We start from the raw sequence: 21440 nt of genomic DNA, 5'->3' as shown, positions 1-21440 counted from the left end.
GTCGGGCATCTCGGTGTCAAAACGGTATCAAAGGAAGAAATCGAGGCGGAAGTAGACCGGGGCTTCAGCGTCCCTCACCACGTCCGGGCGCTCGAGGGAATGGGCGAAGGTCACGCTGGCGGCAACGTGGCGCCCACGGGTGAACAGCTCGATGGCGTCGCTGGACATCCGCCCATGCTGGGCGGCGTTGTAGCGGCCGTTGGCGATGGCGCCCAGGTCGTAGCCCAGGCCGACGCCGTACTCGGCCAGCACCGGACGCAGCCAGTCCCAGCCCACCTGGCGGCTCCAGCGCAGGTCGTTGCGCCAGTAGTAGCCGCTGTCGCCGGCCAGGCTCTGGTCCTTGTAGCCGCGGATCGAGGACTGGCTGCCCAGGCTCATGCGCTGCGGGCTGAACAGGATGTCCTCGCTGCGCTGCGCCGTGACCAGGCTGCTGAACACCAGCGACTCGCCGCCCAGCTTGAACGGCTGCAGGTAGCTGACGGTGGCGCTGTACTTGCGGTAACGGGCGTTGGGCTGGCGGTTGCCGTGCTTGTCGCGCTCGTCCTGCTCCTGGGCCCCCAGCGCCCCGACACCGTCCTGCAGGCCGAGGTCGAGGTTGACGAAGGCACCGCCGATGCGCCGGCCGTGGTTGATGCCGAACTGCGCTTCGCTCAGGCGGTTGCTGCTGGCGGCGAGCTTGCTGTCTTCGATGTAGTTGTGGGTGCGCAGGTGGGCCAGGCCGGCGCTCAGCGAAGTCTTGCTGACCGCGTCGCGGTGGATCACCCGTTCCAGGCGCAACTGGTGGTTCTGGCTGTCGCCGCTCCACTTGAAGGGGTAGCCATCGGCGCGCGCCAGCGAACGGTAGTCGCTCTGGCTGTAGCTGTAGCTGAGGTTCCACCAGCCGAACGGCAGGTTGTAGTAGAGCATGGCGTTGCCGGAGGTCTTCTGGTGGTCGTTGATGGCATCATGGCCGCCGCGCACGACCAACTGGTCGGCCAACCCCAGCGGGCTGTCCCATTCCAGGGAAGCCCCCCACTGCTGTTCACCGGTGCTCTTCTGCCCGTCGTTGCTGCGCGACAGGCCGGCACGCCAGGGTTTCTGTGGGGTATTCGCGACCTGCACGACACTGCCACCGACGGCCTGGCCGGGCGTCAGTTGCATCTTGGCCTGGTTGGACGGCAGCCGATTGAGCTGGTCGACCAGTTGCTCCACTTCCCGCAGGTTGAGCAGCTCGCCATCCCGGCCAGGAAAGCTCATGGCCAGTTCACGGGGGCTGAGCTGGCTGCCGTCGGCGGCCTTCAGGCCTTCAAGGCGGCCCTCGACCACCAGCACCTGCAAATGGCCGCTCGACAGGTCCTGCTGGGGCAGGTAGGCGCGACTGGTCACCAGGCCCTTGGCGATGTAGCGATCGGTGATGACCTTGAGCAGCTCGTTGAGCTGGGCCGCGCCCAGGCACTGGCCGCTGTAGGGTGCGACAAGGCGGGCGCGGTCGCCCGCCGACAGGCTGTCGGCGCCCTTGAGGTCGAGGGTCTCGATCGGGAAGCAGCGCCCCTCACCAGGGGCCGAGGGGGCCTGCGCCGCGGCACGCTCGCCGGGCAGGTTCTTGAGCTCTTCGAGGCGCCGCTGCTGCTCTTCCAGCAGGCGGTTCTGCCGATCGCGGATCAGGTCCTGGTCGCCAGGGTTGTCGAACGGTGCGGCCGCCGTGTTGAACGCCGCCAAAAGGCAAAAGCTGGTCAGCACGACACGTAGGCGTGCACCAGCAGTAGAGAGATGCATCCTCGATCCTTCGAAAATCGCAACAGCAAAATCGATAAAGCGCGCGATATTAATTTGCCATCATCTTGACGTCAATTAAACATCGATGAGGGTCAGTGTGCTGACCTTGGGGGGAATGGGGTATCGGGAAGTGCTTCCTTGCCAGCGGCAATACGCCTGGCTGCAGGAGCGGCTTTAGCCGCGATGCAGGCATCGCGGTGTGTGGCACCCGCTTCGCGGGTGATCGCGGCTGAAGCCGCTCCTACAGGGGGCCGCCCTGGGCGCGATAGCGCAGCCCAGGGGGCCGGTGTGCGGTATCAGGCAGGCGTCCCGACCGCAGGTTGCTGCTCCAGCAGGGACCAGCCCCCCTGCCCGTCCACCTCCAGGCGGTGCGTATGGAACCCGGACAACGTACTGCGATGCCCGACACTGACCAGCAATGTCGCCGGCATCTCCGTGCGCAGCAGTGAATACAGCGCGTGCTCCAAGCCCTCATCCATCGCCGAGGTGGACTCGTCGAGGAACACCACCTGCGGCTGGTTGAACAGCACCCGGGCGAACGCCAGGCGCTGCTGTTCCCCCACCGAGAGGATATGCGCCCAGTCATTGGGGGTGTCCAGGCGCTCGGCCAGGTGCGCCAGGTTGACCTGGCGCAGGGCCTGCTGCATGCGCGCATCGTCTGCGGGCGTGGCGTCCGCCGGATAGGCGATGGCGGTGCGCAGGTCCCCCAGCGGCAAGTACGGGCGCTGGGACAGGAACAGCGCCTGCTTGCCCATGGGTCGCCTTACCTCACCCTCGGCATAGGGCCACAGCCCCGCCAGGGCACGCAGCAATGTGGTCTTGCCACTGCCCGACGGCCCCCTGATCAGCAGGGCCTGGCCAGCCTGCAGGCTCAGGTCGAGGTCGGCGATCAAGGCATGGCCATCGGGGCGCATCACCTGCAGCCCGCTGATATCCAAGGCACGCGGCTGGTCCTCGCTGAACACCCGGGGCAAGGCGCTGGCCTGCTGGTTGGCGTCGAGGAAACCGGTCAGACGGTCGAGGGTGGCGCGGTACTGGGCGAAGGTGTCGTAGGACTCACGGAAGAACGACAGCGAATCCTGCACCTGGCCGAACGCCTGGGAGGTCTGCATCACGTCGCCGAGCTTGATCGCGCCACTGAAGAACCGCGGCGCCTGGAGAATGAACGGGAATACCACCGCGACCTGGCTGATGCCCAGGTTGAAGCCGCTGAACTTCAGGTTCCGGAACACCAGCGCCCAGGCATTGCCGATCAGGGCGAAGAAGCGCGTCAGCAAGGTGCCGCGCTCGACCTGCCCACCTTGATAGAAGGCGATGTTCTCGGCGTTCTCGCGCAGGCGCATCAGCGCGTAACGGAAGTTGGCGGTGAGTTTTTCGTTGAGGAAATTCAGGCGGATCAGCGGCTTGCCCAGGCGGAAGGCAATCCAGGTGGCGATCAGCACATAGACGTACACGGCGAACACCATCGCCCGTGGCACTTCGATGCCAGCCACCGTCAGCGGCGCCGACAGGCCCCAGAGAATGCCGGTGAAGGCCACCAGCGAAACCAGCGCGCTCACCGCTCCCAGCGCCAGCGACACCGAGCCGGAAACGAAGGCATTGATGTCCAACTCGATACGCTGATCGGGGTTGTCCACCGGTTCCGCGAGGAACTGCCCACGGTAATAGGCGTCACCGCGCATCCAGTCGGCGCTCAGGCGCTCGGTGAGCCAGACCCGCCAGTGGATGTTGAACGCCTGGGTCACGTAGAAGGTGAACAGCGAACGCAGCACATGGATGGTGGCCAGCACCGCGAACACCCCGAGCAGGTACCAGAAGGCGGCCTGGTCAAGGCCTTGCAGGGCGCTGTAGAAACCGTTGTACCAGAACGAGAACAGCACGTTCAGGCGCACCGAGAACAGCGTCAGCACCAGCAGCAAGGCGAAGGCCAGCAAGGGTCGCCAACTGCGCCTGAAACTGAAATAGGGCCCGGCCAGCTGCCAGAACTGGCTGCCCCAACGGGTACAGCGTATGGCCAGTACGGCAGCGGCAGTGAAGCCGACGAGGGTGATCAAAGAGGCGATTGCCAGCCAGCTCAGGCTCTCTTGCAGGGCCTGGTGCCAGTTCATGTCCATGGTGGATGTCCGTCGAGGTGTTTCCGCGAGCGTAGCATTGGCACAGAATCACCCTTGCATTCATGACGGACATTTCATCTTTGCCTGTTCCGGCCTCTTCGCCGGCAAGCCGGCTCCTACGGGCGTAATGCCACCAACATCGCCGGCGGCAGATATAACCATGAGCCTTGCACACCCATATTTGCAAAATCTCCAACCTAGAGCCGAACCATGCATATTCGCCTTGCTGAACCAGAGGACCTCCCTGCCCTGATTGCCATCGACAGCGTCGCCCGACACGACCCGCGACGCGCTGGACAGATCGCCGCCTGGCTCGGGCAGTACCTTTGCCTGATAGCCGAGGTTGGCGGCGCGGTAGCCGCGTATGCGGTGATGCACCGGCATTTTTTCGGCTGTACGTTCATCGAGATGCTGATGGTTGGCGAAAGCCATCGACGCAGCGGGCTGGGGGTTAGCGCTGGTGGCTCACATTCAGGCCGAATGCCGGGAGAAGAAGCTGTTCACCTCTACCAACCGTTCCAATGCGCCGATGCGCCGGCTGCTGGAGCGCCAGGGGTTTGTCGAGAGCGGGGTGGTCGAGCACCTCGACGAAGGGGATCCGGAGCAGGTTTATTTCTGGCGATGCGATTGAGCCGGAATTTTAGCGCCCTGTCGCGGGGCAAGCCCCAGCCCCTCAGCCTTACGCGCCCCCTGTAGGAGCGGCCTTGAGCCGCGAAAGGGCCGCACAGCGGCCCCTGTAGGAGCGGCCTTGAGCCGCGAAAGGGCCGCACAGCGGCCCCGGCGATCTTTGCCCGACCCTGAAATCCTGGGGCCGCTACGCAGCCCTTTCGCGGCTCAAGGCCGCTCCTACAGGGGCAGGCGTGAATTCCGAACACTCTGCACGACAATCAAACCACCGGCTGAAGCGCCTCACGCACCAACGCATCCAGCCCCTCGCCTCCCTCGGCCTGCAACCGCTCACCCAAATGCCGGCGCATCGCCGGTGTCCAGAAGCTCTGCAGGTGCTGCCTAACACCCTGCACCGCCTTTGCATGATCCGGCTCGCTGTCGAAGTAATGGGCGATCTGGTTGGCCATCTTCACCAGGTTGTCGCTGCTCATCGGCGCACCTCCTCCTTCGCCTCGGCGTGGCGTCTTTCCTTGAGCAAACGCCGCTGTTCGTCACTGAAGCTCTGGTAGCGCTTCTGCCATTCCGAGGGCTGGAACACCTTCACCACCTCCACCGCGGTGACCTTGTATTCCGGGCAGTTGGTCGCCCAGTCGGAGTTGTCGGTGGTGATCACGTTGGCGCCAGACTCAGGGAAGTGGAAGGTGGTGTACACCACCCCCGGCGCCACCCGGCCACTGACCTTGGCGCGCAACACGCTTTGCCCCGAGCGGCTGCCGATACCCACCCAGTCACCCTCGCTGATGCCCCGGCTTTCGGCGTCGGTGGGGTGGATTTCCAGGCGGTCCTCGTCGTGCCAGGCGACATTGCCGGTACGCCGCGTCTGCGCACCGACGTTGTACTGGCTGAGAATGCGCCCGGTGGTCAGCAGCAGCGGATAGCGGGTGTTGACCTTCTCGTCGGTGGGCACGTAGCCAGTGAGCATGAAGCGCCCCTTGCCGCGCACGAACTGGTCGATGTGCATGGTCGGCGTGCCATCGGGCGCGGCGTCGTTGCACGGCCATTGCAGGCTGCCGTGGCGGTCGAGCTCGGCGTAGCTGACCCGGCGGAAGGTCGGGGTCAGGCGGGCGATCTCGTCCATGATCTGCGAAGGGTGCTGGTAGTCCATGGTGTAACCCAGGGCGCCGGCCAGGGCCATGGTCGCCTCCCAGTCGGCCTTGCCGGCCAGCGGCTCCATCACCTTGCGCACCCGCGAGATGCGCCGCTCGGCATTGGTGAAGGTGCCGTCCTTCTCCAGGAACGAGCTGCCCGGCAGGAACACATGGGCGAACTTGGCCGTCTCGTTGAGGAAGATGTCCTGCACCACCACGCACTCCATGGCCAGCAACGCGGCGGTAACGTGCTGGGTGTTGGGGTCGCTCTGGGCAATGTCCTCGCCCTGGCAGTACAGCGCCTTGAAACTGCCGTCCAGCGCCGCCTCGAACATGTTGGGGATGCGCAGGCCCGGGTCGGGTTGCAAGGTCACGCCCCAGGCCTGCTCGAACTCGGCGCGCACGCTTTCGTTGGAAATATGCCGGTAGCCGGGCAGCTCGTGGGGGAACGAGCCCATGTCGCACGAGCCTTGCACGTTGTTCTGCCCGCGCAGGGGGTTCACCCCTACCCCTTCGCGGCCAATGTTGCCGGTGGCCATGGCCAGGTTGGCGATGCCCATCACCGCCGTGCTGCCCTGGCTGTGCTCGGTGACGCCCAGGCCGTAGTAGATCGCCGCGTTGCCGCCGGTGGCGTACAGCCAGGCGGCGGCGCGGATCTGCTCGGCGGGCACGCCGCACACTGGGCCAAGCACTTCCGGGGCGTTGTCGGGGTGGGCAACGAAGTCACGCCAGCGGGCGAAGTCTTCGGTTTCGCAGCGGGCATCGATGAAGCGCTGGTCGAGCAGGCCTTCGGTGACAATCACATGGGCCAGGGCGTTGAGCATGGCCACGTTGGTGCCTGGGCGCAGTTGCAGGTGCAGCTCGGCGCGGGCATGGGGCGAATCGACCAGGTCGATGCGCCGCGGGTCGATGACGATCAGCCGCGCGCCCTGGCGCAGGCGGCGCTTGAGCTGGGAGCCGAACACCGGGTGGGCGTCGGTGGGGTTGGCGCCGATCACCAGCACCACGTCGGCCTGCATCACCGAATCGAAACTCTGGGTGCCGGCGGACTCGCCCAAGGTCTGTTTCAGGCCATAGCCGGTGGGGGAATGGCAAACCCGCGCGCAGGTGTCGACGTTGTTGTTGCGGAAGGCCGTGCGTACCAGTTTCTGGACCAGGTACGCCTCTTCGTTGGTGCAACGGCTGGAAGTGATACCACCGATGGAATCGCGCCCGTACTTGAGCTGGATGCGACGGAACTCGCTGGCGGCGTAGGTTACCGCCTCCTCCCAGCTGACCTCCTGCCAAGGGTCTTGCAGGCGCTTGCGGATCATGGGTTTGGTGATACGGTCCGGGTGAGTCGCGTAGCCCCAGGCGAAGCGACCCTTGACGCAAGCGTGGCCGTGGTTGGCGCCGCCCTGCTTGTCCGGGACCATGCGCACCAGTTGGTCGCCTTTCATCTCGGCACGGAACGAGCAACCCACGCCGCAGTAGGCGCAGGTGGTGATCACCGCCCGTTCGGGCTGGCCCAACTGCACAAGACTCTTCTCGCTCAAGGTGGCGGTCGGACAGGCCTGCACACAGGCACCGCACGACACACATTCGGAGTTCAGGAAGTTGTCGCCGCCGGCCGCCGCCACCCGCGAATCGAAGCCGCGCCCGGTGATGGTCAGGGCGAAGGTGCCCTGGATATCCTCGCAGGCACGCACGCAGCGGTTGCAGACGATGCACTTGCTGGGCTCGTAGTCGAAGTACGGGTTGGACACGTCCTTCTGTTCGGCCAGGTGGTTGGCGCCCTCGTAGCCATAGCGCACCTCGCGCAGGCCGACCTGGCCGGCGACGGTCTGCAACTCGCAGTTGCCGTTGGCCGAACAGGTCAGGCAGTCCAGCGGGTGGTCGGAGATGTACAACTCCATCACATTGCGCCGCAGATCGGCCAGGCGCGGGGTCTGCGTGCGCACCACCATGCCTTGCGTGACCGGCGTGGTGCAGGACGCCGGGTAGCCACGCATGCCGTCGATCTCGACCATGCACATGCGGCAAGAGCCGAAGGCTTCGAGGCTGTCGGTGGCACACAGTTTCGGGATGGTGGTACCGAGCAGCGCAGCGGCGCGCATCACCGAGGTACCGGCCGGCACGCTGATCGCTCGGCCGTCGATGGACAGGCTTATCTGCGTCTCGCTGGTACGTGCGGGTGTGCCGAGGTCGATGTCGTTGCTGGGGTCGAAGTAATGGATCATTGCTCAGCCTCCGCGGTGGCCAAACCAAAATCGGCGGGGAAGTGTTCGAGGGCGCTGACCACCGGATACGGGGTCATCCCACCCATGGCGCACAGCGAGCCGTACTGCAGGGTGTCGCACAGGTCGCGAAGCAGCCCGGCCTGGTGCTGTCGATACGACGGATCGGTGCTGGCGATCAACCTGTCGATCACCTCCACGCCACGGGTGGAGCCGATCCGGCACGGGGTACACTTGCCGCAAGACTCCTCGGCACAGAATTGCAAGGCGAAGCGGGCCATGCCGGCCATGTCCAGGGTGTCGTCGGCCACCACCACGCCGCCGTGGCCCAGCATCGCGCCCATGGCGGCGAACGCCTCGTAGTCCAACGGCGTGTCGAAATTCGCGGGTGGCACCCAGGCGCCCAGTGGGCCGCCAACCTGCGCCGCCTTGATCGGCCGGCCGCTGGCGGTACCACCGCCGTAACCCTCCACCAACTCGCGCAAGGTGAGGCCAAAGGCGCGCTCCACCAGCCCACCGCGAAGGACATTGCCCGCCAGCTGGAATGGCAAGGTCCCCAGCGAACGCCCCATGCCGAAGTCACGGTAGAAGGCAGCCCCCTTGGCCAGGATGATCGGCACCGAGGCCAGGGTAAGCACGTTGTGCACCAGGGTCGGCTGGCCGAACAGCCCCTCCAGCGCGGGCAGCGGTGGCTTGGCCCGGACGATGCCGCGCTTGCCTTCGATCGACTCGAGCAGCGCGGTTTCCTCGCCGCAGATGTAGGCCCCCGCCCCCACCCGCACCTCCAGGTGGAAAGCCAGGCCGTTGCCGGCAACATCCAGGTAACCGGCTTCACGGGCCAGCAGGATCGCTTCGTTCAGCACGCGGATGGCGTCCGGGTATTCCGAGCGCACATAGATGTAGCCATGGCTGGCGCCCACCGCCAGCCCGGCGATGATCATGCCTTCTATCAGCAGGAACGGGTCGCCCTCCATCAGCATGCGGTCGGCGAAGGTGCCGGAATCGCCTTCGTCGGCATTGCACACCACGTACTTGCGCGCGGCCTGGGCCTGGCGCACGGTGCGCCACTTGATGCCTGCCGGAAACGCCGCGCCGCCGCGCCCGCGCAGGCCCGAATCGAGCACGGCGGCGACCACCTCGTCGCCCTCCATCAGTGTGGCCTGGCGCAGCCCCTCGAAGCCGCCGTTGGCGTGGTAGTCGTCCAGCGACAACGGCCGGGTGATGCCGGCACGGGCGAACAGCAAGCGTTGCTGGGTCTTGAGGTAAGGGATCTGCTCAACCGGCCCCAGTGCCAGCGCATGGCTGCCGGGATTGCTGGCCAACGCGTCCAGCAAGCCTGGAATGTCCTCGACGGTGACCGGCCCGAAGCCCAGGCGACCCGCTTCGGTTTCCTGCTCCAGCAACGGCTCCAGCCAGTACAGGCCACGGGCACTGGTGCGCTTGATGCGCAACGGTACCTGACGGCGTTCGGCCTCAAGCACCAGGGCGTCGGCCACTGCGTCCGCACCGACCGCACGCGCCACCGAATCACAGGGAATGTACAAGCTCAGCATGCCTTCACCTCCTCGCGGCAGCCGGCGACCAGTGCCCGCAGGCGCTCCGGCGTGACCCGGGCGTGCAACTGGCCATCGAGCTCCAGGGCGGGTGAGCAGGCGCAGGCTCCCAGGCAATACACCGGCTTCAGGCTCAACGCGCCGTCTTCGCTGGTGCCGTGATCATCCAGCCCCAACTGCTCGCGCAACTGCGCGGCCAGCGCCTCGGCGCCGCGGCTCTGGCACGACTCAGCGCGGCACAGGCGCAGGGTGTGGCGGGCCGGTGGCGTGGTGCGAAAATCGTGGTAGAAGCTGATCACCCCGCGCACCTCGGCCAGGCTGAGGTTGAGGGCATGGGCGATTTCGCCGACGGCGGCGTCCGGGATATGGCCGATGCCGGCCTGGACAGCGTGGAGGATCGGCAACAAAGCGCCGGGGGTGTGCTTCTCGCGCGCCAGGACGCGCTGGATCAGGGGCAGGTGGTTCGAGTCGTCAGGCATACAGCAAACCTCGTCAGCCCGGAGCGGCCCGAGTGGCGGGCAGGTGTCCGGCGGTGTTCAGCTGCGGCGCACCGGCCACGTCACGGTGGCGTGGGCCGGGCACCCTCCTTGTCCGTGGCCGTGTGTCTTGGCGCACTCGGTCCGTGGGCATCCTGAAAGCATGGCAGGTCTGGCGCGGGTTGGATGTGCGCGGGCGACCCGGCGCGTCCTGAAACCGACCCTTGCCTGCTTGTGTCCAAAATCACAACCCGAAAGAAATAAAAAACCAACATGAGCAAACAGTTCCACTGCAGGAACAGCAGACCCGCAGTTGACTACGAAGCCCTTCTGCCGTGGAGCCGCGTGCCCCGTGTATCGCTTACGCTCCATCTTTGAAAAGGCGGGGGGTTTACGGAGTGCTTGCGAAGTAGCCCCGGCGCGACGCTTCTTCACCATGGCAGGCTACTCGTCGCTGGTCATGGGCTCTTGGCCTGCATGCATGGCGCGATGACCAAGTGGACGAAGTGACCGGCCTGCGAAATCGGGCCGGTTGCGTCTACGTAGCTATATGCCGGCACGAGCAGCGGGGTTGGCTTCGGCCGCGCCATTAAGCGCTTGGGGCACTTATTGGCGCGTACGAGCATCAGCCCACAAAACAGCACGCTTGCTTCTGTTTTTACAGGGCTTCGTGAAGAATCTATTTTCTCCCAGCGGAAATTAATAGACTCTCCGCAGCCTCTTTAGTGATTTTTATGTACACACCCTTAATGTCCGGGTGCATTGAAAGCAATACTTCATAGCTTTCAGCTTTCGGTGCACTTGTTTTTTTGACGCTAATCCTTTTGATTAGGCCCTCAAGTTCTCTGTCCGGCGTAAAATCTTTTCTGCTAGTCAGATTTGTACCGAGCGCCTTGTACATGGACTTCCAGTCCCCCTCATTTCCAATGACCTTCAAATACTCAGCTTGGTCCGATGAGACACGCCCAAATGTAACCCCCGGCAGTGCGTGTTTTATCTCTACGAAGGCCTCTTGGGCATTGGTACTTTTGCTGGCTGCTGGGGGCGTTGCTGGCTGAACAGATGTTCTCACTACACCGCCCGGTGACGTCGCGGTGCTATTTTCACTCTCCATGCTCACAGTCGAATCGGAAGGCTTCAGAGCTCGCAGGGATCGCAGGGCTTCCTCAGTAATTTCTTGTTTAAAGATTCTAAGACCTGCCATATCCTGAGCGAACTCTATTTTTTGGCGTTTCAAGCCATCCTGAGAATCATGTATGCTCGGCAATTCATTTGGATGTTCAGAATCGATTGATGTTTCAGTACGAACTGTGGGCGGCATTCTTTTCGTAGGTACATCTTTTCCCTCAGCCTGGGCACGGGAGCCTTCAGATACTTCCTCCAGAATCACAGAGAGGCGCGAAGGCGGGGCTGAGGCGCTCGAACGATGATTGACAACTGGCACACCATATTCAATCTCCTCAACAGTATCTTTAAAGCTCTTGTAAAGCTCTGCGAACTCTGGAGCCACACAATCCGACAGATCAAGCACTTGGCTTCCAAATTCGAGATTATGCTTGCCAACATTAATCCGGAGCATCTTTCCGTTATCAGCACAATGGATTTCGATGTCCTTCAGCGTGTCTTTTGGCACGTTCTCCAAGATCGTCTTCATGCTACCTAGAAGCGCTTCCCGCTCTCCTCCCAAAAGTTGTTCCCGCTTGCTAAGCACCAATGCGATCAATACAGCCTTGATAAATCCGCTCTTGCTTTGTTGAGACGTCACGCAATTTATTATTTTCTGAATCCATGTATCCTTGGATAGCTCGGCAGCCTTTTTATCCAAGTAGACCAGCGCCTTCTCAGGTTCTTCGTCGAAATCCGCGATATGCTCGAAATCGCGACTGAGGGCTTCGATTGAAGCGAAGGCGCTTTTCAAATCGTTGAAACAGAGGGCGGTGGTGCTGCTGGCGTTGCTGCGAATGGGGTTAAACATGATCAGGCCTCGGTGGTTTCAATAAAACCAGCCTCCCTTATTCATAGGGTGCGTGATACCAAGAACTGTCATTTTTTTTATCTGGCATCCACTTGGGGCGCAGCCCAGGAGCAACGCCCTATGGGTGGGCGCTAACGAAGTAGAAATGTCGGACAGCTGCGAAGGCGCCCAGAGCGCTTCCTCAGGCAAACAGGGGGTAGCTGCCTTCCTGCGGAGGCCGGCCTTCGCCAGTTCAAGCCGGCTCCTGCAGGTTGGATCTGAAGATCTGGTTCATGTGTAGGCTGGTTGAGCACCATCACGGGTCAAGCCCGCTCCCGCAAAGGTAGTTCCGGATCAATGAACCAGGAGTGATCTTGCCGACGCTCAGAACGCCTCGTCGGCCGCCTTGACCTGCTTGGCCGCAGCCTTGCTGTCCAGCTTCGGATAGGCGAACCGCACCATCACCGTGGACTCATCATCTGCATCAGCCATCACCTGCAACTGGGCGATCCGCACGTTCTCCGGAGCGGCCATCATCAGCTGGATGACATCAGTCGGCTTCTTCTTCGGCAACTCGAAGCTTTCGATGAAGGTCGCCGAGTAGTTGCCACTGGCAACGGCCTCGGACTGGAAACTCGTCAGGGTGTTGACCACCTCTTCACGGTTCTTCGCGCTGCGGGACAGCTTGATCAGGTCCATTTCGGTCTTGCCATCGGCGAAGATGGTCATGACGAACGACTTGCCCATCGCCGTGACGACCTTGTCCACCAAACCATCGGTTTCAGGCGTGTACAACGTCACCATGCGCAGCTTGCCATCGGTGAAGATCAGCGCCTCGCTGAAATCCTCGCCCAGGAAGCTCGCGCCGTCCCGGCACAACGCCGGCTTGCCCACCCAGTCGCTGCAATCCTCGAAACCCTGAGCCTGGGTGTAGGCGCTCTGGGGCGAATCGTAGGCATAGTCCTTGAACAGTTTCGGCTGGGCCTGGGCCGAGGCGCCAGTGGCCACGGCCAGGGCAAAACATGCAATCGCGAGTTGCTTGAACATCCAACACTCCTTGTGTGAGGCAATACTGCAAAGCAATGGTAGCCAGATGCTACCAGCGATTGCCGCCAACGTCTGCCACGCCCTCAGTCCAGCACCACGTGGGGCAGGAAACGCGAGCTGTCCTTGGTGATCAACGAATCGTCCTCGCGAATGCCGATGCCCGAGGCCAGGTCGCCGATCACCCACGAACCGATCAGGGTGTAGCTGTCGCCGAACTTCGGCAGTGGCGCGAACGCCTGGAGGATGTAGGGTGCGTCGTCGTAGGGCCCATCCTCGAACACCCGCTGGTCGTCGGGCGTGCGGATGTCGACGTTGGCCCCCTCGCGGGAGAAGTACGGCTTGCGCACCCAGCCCTTGGGTACCGGGCTGCGCGGATTCTGATCGAGGTACGCCGGCAGCAGGTTCGGATGCCCCTCATGCCACTCCCACAACAACGGCAGGATGCCCTTGTTGGAGATCAGCGACTTCCAGGCCGGCTCGATGAACTGGGTGCCACTCCCGGCGATGGCGCGGCCGAAGTCCTCATGGAAGATGTGCTCCCAGGCATGCAGCTTGAACAACCGCGGGATCGGCTGGCCTTCCAGGTCGACGAAGCGCCCCGCACCGTCCAGGCCGATATCTTCCAGATCGATGTGCCGGGTACTGATACCTACATGCCCGGCCATCTTGCGCAGGAAGTCGGTGGTGCCACGGTCTTCCGCCGAGCCGCCAATGGCAGAGAAATAGAACAGGCTTTCGCGCTCGAATGCCGCGAACGCTTTCACCAGGTCCTCGGCCAGGGTGTTGAACTGGCTGGCGTGCGGCGGCAGCACACCGCGCTGGATCTGCTCTTCCAGCCAGATCAACTGGAACGCCGCCGCCTCGTAGAGCGAGGTCGGCGTGTCGTAGTTGGCCTCGATCAGCTTGGCCGGGCCGCTGCCGTCATAGCTGAAGTCGAAGCGACCATACAGGTGGCGCTGGCCTTCCTTCCACGAACGGCGCACCAGGTCGAAGAACGCCGGCGGGATGGCCAGGCGCGTCATCAATGCCTCGCTGTCGACGATCCGCTCGACCGCGTCCAGGCACATGGCGTGCAGCTCCTGGGTCGGCGCTTCCAGGTCGCGGCTGACCTGGGCTTCACTGAACTGGTAGTAGCCGCGCTCGTCCCAGTAGCGCTCGCCGTCGATGGTATGGAAGGCGAAGCCCTCGCGTTCGGCGGTGGCGCGCCAGTCCGGGCGCTCTTCGATGCTGATCCTGCGCATGGTCAACCGCCGAAACTGAAGCCGCCGCTGCTCTTGCCGCCCCAGCCGCTGCGCGCGGTGGCCTGGCTGCCGAAGCCGCCACGGGAGGTCGACGAAGAGACGCTGGAGCGGGTGGAAGACTTCGAGGTGTAGTTGCGGTTGGAAGAACCACCTGAGTAGGTGTAGCTGCCGGTGCCACTGCTCTGGGCCTGGTCGGAGCGCTCGAAACGCTTGCCCTGGTCAACCTGCTGCCCCAGCGTCGAGTTACGGTAGTCGCCACGGCTGTCACGGTACTGGTAGACCGGCTGCGAGTAGTACTGGCGGTTGCCGCCGCTGAGCACCTGCCCCAGCAGCAGGCCAGTGAGCAGGCCGTTGACATTGCTGCCACCGCTGCCACCCTGGCCACTGTTCTCGATCTGGGCGCGAGCCGCGTCGACCTGCGATTGACTGACTTCGCCCGACACCGCCAACTCGAAGCCACCCAGGCGCGGCATGTAGCGGCCATCGCTGGTCACTTGGCAATAGTCCGGCACGAAATCGGCCTCGCAGGCTGCCTTGTCGCCATAGGTGGGGGCGATACGGCGGTGGTCGGCCAGCGCCTGCATGTAGGCGTCGGAACACACATCCACCGCTACCTTGTCGTCGACACAAGCCTGCACGGTGGTGTAGTTGGTGCGCTTGCTGACCGTGTAGGTTTCCTCTGGCGCGCTGCATGCGCTGAGCGCCAGCGGCAGGGAGCTGGCCAATACCAGCTTGACGGAACTGCGTCTCATGAAGGGCTCCTTGCGCGCGAACGAGTCAGACCGACGGGGTCATGCAGGCCGAGTTGAGGAAGCCCACGCTGATCGCCACGGTGGCGGCGTAGATCGCGGCGGCCATCTCGCCTTTGGCGATACGGTTGGCCAGGCCCTTGAGCACCAGGCTGGTGATGCCGAAGGCCAGCAGTTGGACTGCTGCGGCGATCACCACCCAGACCACGAAGTCGAGCAGGCTGACGCTGTAGGCGATGATGTTGCTGGCCGGCAGCGAGAAGCCGATCAACGCGCCACCCAGGGCGATGGCCGCGGCACTGTTGTTGTCGCGAATCAGGGCGAACTCGCGGTGCGGGGTGAGGTGGGTGTAGATGAACTGGAACACCCAGAACAGCACCAGCGCCACGCTGATGTAGAGAATGAAGCCGATTACCGCCTCGGCGTTGAGCGACATGCGAAGTGCTTCGAGCATGGTGAATCCTTGTCAGATGACGTGAAAGTCCGTTGATTGCAGGGTGACGCCCACCGAGGTGGTGAGGCTGACATTTCCTTCTTCGTCTTCCTCCACCGACAGCAGGAGGAATTCGCGGCGATCGGTCAGGCCGGTCTCGCGGGCATACAGCATGGACAAGTGCTGGATGCGATAGCTGGTTTCGGGGCTGGTGACCCACTCGCTGATCGGCGTCAGTTCGGTCTGCCCTTCCTCGCTGCCCCACTGGCGAACGAATTCGTAGCCTTCGTGCTCGTAGTACGGCAGGCCGATGCTCGATTCCGGGCCGACCAGGCGCTTGAGTTCCGCGTCGCTATTGATGGGCACCGCGCTGTAGTAGCCGAACAGGATGATGTCGCGTACATCGTCGGCCGACGCGCCGTTCATCACCACCTGCAGCCAGTAGTCCTCGTCTTCCATGTAGAAGCGCGCCAGGCGCATCGATTGGCCGAGGTCGACCTCACCGACGGCCCAGACCACTTCCTGGTCGGGGACTTGCAGTTCGCTGTGGCCGTCGAGCAGCAGCTTGAGCGAGCTGTCGAGCTTGATCAGGCGGCCGCTGGCCAGGCCGAACGGCAGGTTGCCGGAGGCTTTGGCGGAAGTGGCTGCGGGCTTGGGCGCCTCGAAGCCCATGAAGCGTTTCAACCAACCCACGGGGTGTCTCCTTGGTGAGGTTGTGACGGAGCGTGGACGCAGGCCAGAGGTGACGCGAACAGGCAGGGCCTGTGGGGTGAGGGCGACATGAAGCATCCCTTGGGGGTCGCGGCAGTCCTTTGGCGGGGGCGCCACGATACTGGTTTTCATTGGCCGCGCCAATGGTGTGGCCTGCTGTTCGCCGGCAAGCCGGCTCCTACAGGTGCAGCGCTGTCCCAAAGATCGGCGCGGTACCTGTAGGAGCCGGCTTTGCCGGCGAACAGGCCAGTGCAGCCAGCACAACACTGCTGGCCTCACTCACCCTTGATCACTCCGGCTTCGCCGCCTTGGCCTTCAAACGCGCCAGCACATCGTCGGCACCACTGTTGCTGCCACCAATGCCAGCGGCCTTCAGGCGCGCCTCCAGGTCGCTGCCATCGGCCTTGCCCGCCAACTCTGCCGCGGCTTCCAGTTCGGCGGCGCGCTCGCTCTGGCGCTTCTTGATGCGATCCAGCGAACCCACCGCCGTTTCCAGGCTGCCGTTGGCACCACCGGTGGCCGAGGCCGCGCTGACCTGGGCGCGCTGCACGCTTTCGCGGGCCTTGATCAGGTCGACCTGCTGCTTAAGGCCCTTGATCTGGCCTTCGGTCTTGTTGACCGTGTCGGACAGGGTTTTCACCGAAGCGCCGAACTGGTCGGCCAGCGCCTGTTCGGAGTCGCGCTGGTTGGTCAGGTCGGCGATGCGCGCGGCGCATTCGTGGGCCAGGCCCTCTTCGCCCTTGTCCAGGGCGGCGATGGCTTTCTGCTCCCAGTCGCCGATGGTCTTGTTGAACTCTTCGATGCGCTGCTGCGCGGTCTTGTGCTTGGCCATGATCTTGACCAGCTGGTTGCGTGCGTCGATCAGGTTGTTGTCGGCGTCGCGGATCTCCTGGTCGAGGATGCGCAGGGCTTGGGAGTCGACGATTGCCTCACCGACTTCCGAAGCGCCACCACGCAGGGCGGTGACGATCTTTTTCAACAGGCTCATGGGAAATCTCCGGAAAATCAGTGGGTGAAGTAAACGTCGAAATCGTCAGCGGCGGTGATGACGTTTTCCGCCAGGGTCTGGATTTCCTGGACGATGTTGTCCAGCGACGAGGCCGCGCTCAGGGCGCCGAACATGGTGTACACCGACTCGCCCGAAGGCAGCGTGTGCAGCCCGATCGACGACAGCGGGAACACGTCTCGGGTACGCAGCACGGCGTCGTTGAACGCGGCGCGGTCCTTGACCTGGCTCGCCGCTACCAGCAGCGTGTCGACCAGGATCTGCTCACCGGCCACGGCGATGTAGAGCGGCAGGCCATCCAGCTCGTGTATCTCCAGTTTCAGGCTGGGCTCGGCACCCTGCTGCAGGGACAGGCCGATCGCGCCTGTACGCACTTCGTCCAACTCGCGCAGGGCGCTGTGCAGCGTATCGATCGTCCAGTTGCTGTGCTCGGTCATGAAATCCTCCGTTCTGACCTGTTTGCCCCCGTGGGGCTGGCGTAATGCCTTCTCGATGCCGCGCAGGGCGGCGGCGTGCTCGGGCAGGATCCACAACTCGCGCTTGACGTAGCCTGCGGCCTTGAGCCGGGCGCGCATGTCTCGCATATAGTCGGTGGAGCTTTTCTTGCCTGCCATCGAGGGTATCCTTTTCTCACATGTGAGGAACGGTACGCCTGCTTTGTGACGGTATCAAGTGGGGGTTGCGCTTTCGAGTTGTTCGTCGTTGGAGTTGCAGTGCCCATGAGACCGAGCGGCGCATCGCGGATGAATCCGCTCCTACACAGGTGCAGCGGCCCGAAAAATCGCGTCGTGCCAACAAAGCGAACAACCATGGCCTATCAGGCATAGGCACGTTGCAACAAACTGTAGGAGCGGATTTATCCGCGATGCGCCGCGCAGGCGGCGCTCGATCTCGAGAACACTGCAAATCCCGGGACAGGCACCTGTCCGCCCCCCGCGGTCCATTACCGGGCACCCAAAGCCCCAGAAAACACCGTTCCGTAGGACCGGGTTAACCTTGGGTTAATGAACCACATCCAGCATGGTCCCCTTCAAAGCGCTGCCAAGGCCTCGACATGCGTGTGCTCCTGCTGTTCCTGACATTCCTGCTCGCCGGCCCGCTCCAGGCCAATCCCTTCGCCGTCAAGCCGGACTTCCTGCCGGTCGACCAGGCCTTCGTGCTCACCCACGACCGCCTGCCCGACGGCCAGATGCGCCTGCACTTCCAGATCAAGGACGGCTACTACCTCTATCAAAAACGCCTTAAGTTCGATGGCCTGCCTACCGACCAGCACCCCGCGCTGCCTCCGGCCCTCAACCACCATGACGAGTTCTTCGGCGACAGCGCGGTCTACCGCGAGCAGCTCGAACTGCTGCTGCCAGCCAGCGCCAGTGGCGAGCTGCGCCTGGGCTGGCAGGGCTGCGCCGATGCCGGCCTGTGCTACCCCCCGCAGACCACAGCCATCCCGCTTGGCGGCGCGGCGCAGGCAGCGGGCACGGCTCAGGCCAGCGACCAGGCCCTGGCCAGCGGCCTGCAACAGTCCACCCTGGCCTGGAGCCTGCTGGCGTTCTTTGGCCTGGGCCTGCTGCTGGCCTTCACCCCCTGCTCGCTGCCCATGTTGCCGATCCTCGCCGGGCTGGTCTTGGGCAACGGCGCCAGCGCCCGGCGCGGCTGGCTGCTGGCCGGGGTCTACGTACTGAGCATGGCCCTGGTATACGCCGCCCTGGGGGTGGTCGCCGCACTGCTGGGCGCCAGCCTGCAGGCCTGGTTGCAGCAACCCTGGCTGCTGGGCAGCCTGGCGGCGCTGTTCGTGCTGCTCGCCCTGCCGATGTTCGGTGCCTTCGAACTGCAACTGCCCGCCGCCCTGCGTGACCGCCTGGACCGCGCCGGGCAAGGCACCCGCGGCGGCAACCTGTATGGCGCGGCGCTGCTCGGCGCCCTGTCGGGCCTGCTGCTCGGCCCCTGCATGACCGCCCCGCTGGCCGGCGCCCTGCTCTACATCGCCCAGAGCGGCGACATGCTGCAAGGCGCACTGGTGCTGTTCAGCCTGGGGCTGGGCATGGGCGTGCCACTGCTGTTGCTGGTCACCCTGGGCAACCGTTACCTGCCACGCCCAGGCGCCTGGATGAACCGGGTCAAGGGGGTGTTCGGCTTCGTGTTCCTGGCCATGGCCCTGTACACGGTGCGCACCCTGCTGCCCGAACCGCTGCTGCTGGCCCTGGCCGGGGGCTGGCTGATCGCCCTGGGCTGGGCGACCTGGCCGGCCCTGCACGCATTGCCGGCCCTGCGCGCGGTGCCGCTGCTGGGTGCATTGTGGGGGGGCCTGCTGCTGGTCGGCGCCGCGGCCGGTGGCAATGACCTGTGGCAGCCGCTGCAGCCATTCACCGGCCAAGCTGGCAGCCCGGCAAGGGTCGATGCCCACGATGCCTTCGTCACCGTCAACGCGCCCGCCGACCTGCAACGCGAGCTCGATGCCGCCAAGGCCCGTGGCCAGTGGGTGATGCTGGACTACTATGCCGACTGGTGCGTGTCGTGCAAGGTGATGGAAAAGCAGGTATTCGCCCGCCCTGACGTACTCGCCAGCCTGGCCGGCGTTCACCTGGTGCGCCTGGACGTGACCGCCGATACACCGGCCAGCCGCGAACTGCTGCAACGCTACCAGGTCCCCGGCCCGCCCAGCCTGATCTGGATCGGCCCCGAGGGCGATGAGCGCCGTGCCCAGCGCATCACCGGCGAAGTCGACGCCGCCGGTTTCCTGAAGCACTGGGCCCAGACCAGGAGCCAAGGCTGATGCTGACCGTCACCCTCGGGCCATTGACCATGGCCCTGAACCACCTGCTGCTGCTCGCGGCCCTGGGGATCGCCAGCCTGGTGGGCTGGCGCGTGGCCCGGCGCGGCGGCGAAAACCCCGAGTCGGCGCTGTTCAACCTGTTCCTGCTGGGCCTGCTGTTCGCCCGCCTGGGTTTCGTCCTGGCCTACTGGCCGATGTACCGCGACGACCCGCTGCAGGTCATCGATATCCGCGATGGCGGCTTCCTGCTCTGGGGCGGCCTGCTGGGCGTGGCGCTGGGCACGGTATGGCAAGGCTGGCGACGCCCAGGCCTGCGCCGGCCACTGGGCTGGGCGTTGTTCAGCGGCGCGCTGTTCTGGGGGCTCGGCAGCCTGGCCAGCCACCTCTACAGCAAGGGCACCGAGCTGCCGCAGATGACCCTGCACGACAGCCGCGGCCAGGCCGTGGCCCTGCACGACTACCGTGGCAAGCCGCTGGTGATCAACATCTGGGCCACCTGGTGCCCCCCCTGCCGCCGCGAGATGCCGGTGCTGCAACAGGCCGAGGACGACTACCCCCACGTGACCTTCCTGTTCGTCAACCAGGGCGAGACCCCGGAAAACGTCAGCACCTTCATGGCCACCACCGGCCTGATGCTGTCCCATGTGCTGTTCGACGGCACCGGCGAGCTGGCCCGCCGGGTCGGCTCCATGGCCCTGCCCACCACCCTGTTCTACAACGCCGATGGCCGGCTGGTCGGCAGCCACCTGGGCGAACTGTCGCGCGCCAGCCTGCGCCACGCCCTGGAACCCTTCGAGCGCGCCGACGCGCCCGCCCCACAAGGAAACTGACATGCGATTGAATGCGCTGCTGCCCCTGACCCTCGCCCTGCTCGCCGCCCCCGCGCTGCACGCAGAAGAGCTGCCCAAGCCGATCCAGCAACTGCAGGCCAAGGGCGCCGTGATCAAGGGCGGCTTCGACGCCCCCAACGGCCTGCGCGGCTATGCCGCCGAGTACCACAACAACGGCATCGCCCTGTACCTGACACCCGACGGCAAGCATGTACTGGTGGGCAGCCTGTTCGACGAGCAGGGCAAGGACCTCAGCGCCGAGCCACTGGAGAAGCTGGTGTACGCGCCCATGAGCAAGGCGATCTGGGCGAAGATGGAAAAGACCGCCTGGATCCAGGACGGCAAGGCCGACGCGCCGCGCATCGTCTACCTGTTCAGCGACCCCAACTGCCCGTACTGCAACATGTTCTGGGAACAGGCGCGGCCGTGGGTGGAGTCGGGCAAGGTGCAATTGCGCCACATCATGGTCGGCATCATCCGCGAGGACAGCCCGGGCAAGTCCGCCGCCCTGCTGGCCGCCAAGGACCCGGCCAAGGCGTTGCAGGTGCATGAGAAAGCCGGCAAGGCCAGTACGCTCAAAGCACTGGAGAACGTGCCCGAGGCGGTGCAGAAGAAACTCGAAGGCAACATGGCGCTGATGGAAGAGCTGGGGCTGGCGGCGACGCCGGCGATCTTCTACCAGGATGAGAAGGGCCAATTGCAGAGCCAGCAAGGGGCGCCGCGGCCGGAGATGCTCGGGAAGATTCTCGGCAAGCGCTGAACCTGTTCGGGCCCTTTCGCCGGCAAGCCGGCTCCTACAGGGGATGCGATACCCGTAGGAGCCGGCTT

General features: G+C 64.4%; 19 protein-coding genes. 4 read left to right on the top strand and 15 right to left on the bottom strand.

Annotation, left to right across the window (positions count from 1 at the left end; translation table 11 throughout):
* Positions 1-27 precede the first annotated feature (27 nt).
* The 3 genes from NGM28_RS20020 to NGM28_RS20010 all read right to left on the bottom strand — a co-directional run bounded on the left by NGM28_RS20020 (position 28) and on the right by NGM28_RS20010 (position 4301).
* On the bottom strand, positions 28-1755 hold the full coding sequence (locus NGM28_RS20020; protein WP_252091207.1) for a ShlB/FhaC/HecB family hemolysin secretion/activation protein: 1728 nt from the start codon (positions 1753-1755) through the stop codon (positions 28-30).
* A 296-nt stretch (positions 1756-2051) separates the two neighbouring features.
* Positions 2052-3869, bottom strand: coding sequence for an ABC transporter ATP-binding protein/permease (locus tag NGM28_RS20015; protein WP_240067136.1), 1818 nt, complete (start codon positions 3867-3869; stop codon positions 2052-2054).
* 60 nt (positions 3870-3929) lie between these two features.
* Positions 3930-4301 carry a hypothetical protein gene (locus tag NGM28_RS20010; protein ID WP_252091206.1) on the bottom strand — a complete coding sequence of 124 codons (372 nt, stop codon included), beginning with the start codon at positions 4299-4301 and terminating at the stop codon, positions 3930-3932.
* On the opposite strand from NGM28_RS20010, the gene NGM28_RS20005 reads away from it, so the two are divergent.
* Positions 4239-4565, top strand: a complete 327-nt coding sequence (locus tag NGM28_RS20005; RefSeq protein WP_353620528.1) for a hypothetical protein — start codon at positions 4239-4241, stop codon at positions 4563-4565. The two genes, NGM28_RS20010 and NGM28_RS20005, sit on opposite strands and share 63 nt — an antisense overlap.
* Positions 4566-4756: 191 nt before the next feature.
* On the opposite strand, the gene NGM28_RS20000 is transcribed toward NGM28_RS20005, so the two are convergent.
* The 12 genes from NGM28_RS20000 to NGM28_RS19945 all read right to left on the bottom strand — a co-directional run bounded on the left by NGM28_RS20000 (position 4757) and on the right by NGM28_RS19945 (position 17626).
* Positions 4757-4969 carry a formate dehydrogenase subunit delta gene (locus tag NGM28_RS20000; RefSeq protein ID WP_240067134.1) on the bottom strand — a complete coding sequence of 71 codons (213 nt, stop codon included), beginning with the start codon at positions 4967-4969 and terminating at the stop codon, positions 4757-4759.
* Positions 4966-7845 (bottom strand): formate dehydrogenase subunit alpha, encoded by a 2880-nt coding sequence (fdhF, locus tag NGM28_RS19995; protein ID WP_252091204.1) that lies wholly within the window; start codon positions 7843-7845, stop codon positions 4966-4968. Before fdhF ends, NGM28_RS20000 begins: the two co-directional genes overlap by 4 nt.
* Positions 7842-9395: a formate dehydrogenase beta subunit gene (locus NGM28_RS19990; protein ID WP_252091203.1), complete on the bottom strand. Its 1554-nt coding sequence runs from the start codon at positions 9393-9395 to the stop codon at positions 7842-7844. The genes fdhF and NGM28_RS19990 overlap by 4 nt, the downstream gene beginning before the upstream one ends.
* On the bottom strand, positions 9389-9874 hold the full coding sequence (locus NGM28_RS19985; RefSeq protein ID WP_252091202.1) for a formate dehydrogenase subunit gamma: 486 nt from the start codon (positions 9872-9874) through the stop codon (positions 9389-9391). The genes NGM28_RS19990 and NGM28_RS19985 overlap by 7 nt, the downstream gene beginning before the upstream one ends.
* A 676-nt stretch (positions 9875-10550) precedes the next feature.
* Entirely contained in the window at positions 10551-11846 is a 1296-nt protein-coding gene (locus NGM28_RS19980; protein ID WP_252091201.1) for a hypothetical protein, read from the bottom strand.
* Between the two features lie 363 nt (positions 11847-12209).
* Positions 12210-12872, bottom strand: coding sequence for a hypothetical protein (locus NGM28_RS19975; RefSeq protein ID WP_252091200.1), 663 nt, complete (start codon positions 12870-12872; stop codon positions 12210-12212).
* A gap of 83 nt (positions 12873-12955) precedes the next feature.
* Positions 12956-14113 carry a glutathionylspermidine synthase family protein gene (locus NGM28_RS19970; RefSeq protein WP_252091199.1) on the bottom strand — a complete coding sequence of 386 codons (1158 nt, stop codon included), beginning with the start codon at positions 14111-14113 and terminating at the stop codon, positions 12956-12958.
* Between the two features lie 2 nt (positions 14114-14115).
* Positions 14116-14865, bottom strand: coding sequence for a DUF1190 domain-containing protein (locus NGM28_RS19965; RefSeq protein ID WP_252091198.1), 750 nt, complete (start codon positions 14863-14865; stop codon positions 14116-14118).
* A gap of 25 nt (positions 14866-14890) precedes the next feature.
* Positions 14891-15316: a DUF350 domain-containing protein gene (locus NGM28_RS19960; RefSeq protein WP_252091197.1), complete on the bottom strand. Its 426-nt coding sequence runs from the start codon at positions 15314-15316 to the stop codon at positions 14891-14893.
* 12 nt (positions 15317-15328) lie between these two features.
* Positions 15329-15988 carry a DUF2491 family protein gene (locus tag NGM28_RS19955; RefSeq protein WP_252091196.1) on the bottom strand — a complete coding sequence of 220 codons (660 nt, stop codon included), beginning with the start codon at positions 15986-15988 and terminating at the stop codon, positions 15329-15331.
* A 307-nt stretch (positions 15989-16295) separates the two neighbouring features.
* On the bottom strand, positions 16296-16994 hold the full coding sequence (locus tag NGM28_RS19950; RefSeq protein WP_240065697.1) for a PspA/IM30 family protein: 699 nt from the start codon (positions 16992-16994) through the stop codon (positions 16296-16298).
* 17 nt (positions 16995-17011) lie between these two features.
* Positions 17012-17626, bottom strand: a complete 615-nt coding sequence (locus tag NGM28_RS19945) for a YjfI family protein (RefSeq protein ID WP_240065696.1) — start codon at positions 17624-17626, stop codon at positions 17012-17014.
* A gap of 440 nt (positions 17627-18066) precedes the next feature.
* On the opposite strand from NGM28_RS19945, the gene dsbD reads away from it, so the two are divergent.
* Genes dsbD through dsbG form a run of 3 tightly spaced genes read left to right on the top strand, consistent with a single transcriptional unit; the run spans position 18067 to position 21372 of the window.
* On the top strand, positions 18067-19782 hold the full coding sequence (gene dsbD / locus NGM28_RS19940) for a protein-disulfide reductase DsbD (protein WP_252091195.1): 1716 nt from the start codon (positions 18067-18069) through the stop codon (positions 19780-19782).
* Positions 19782-20612: a TlpA family protein disulfide reductase gene (locus NGM28_RS19935; RefSeq protein WP_240065694.1), complete on the top strand. Its 831-nt coding sequence runs from the start codon at positions 19782-19784 to the stop codon at positions 20610-20612. The genes dsbD and NGM28_RS19935 overlap by 1 nt, the downstream gene beginning before the upstream one ends.
* Position 20613: 1 nt before the next feature.
* Positions 20614-21372, top strand: a complete 759-nt coding sequence (gene dsbG / locus NGM28_RS19930; protein ID WP_252091194.1) for a thiol:disulfide interchange protein DsbG — start codon at positions 20614-20616, stop codon at positions 21370-21372.
* The last annotated feature ends 68 nt before the right edge of the window (positions 21373-21440 follow it).

Source organism: Pseudomonas sp. MWU13-3659, assembly GCF_023757525.1.
GTDB classification, from domain to species: domain Bacteria; phylum Pseudomonadota; class Gammaproteobacteria; order Pseudomonadales; family Pseudomonadaceae; genus Aquipseudomonas; species Aquipseudomonas entomophila_E.
Note: the sequence above shows the minus strand (reverse complement) of the source record. Positions and strands in the feature narration are given on the sequence as shown.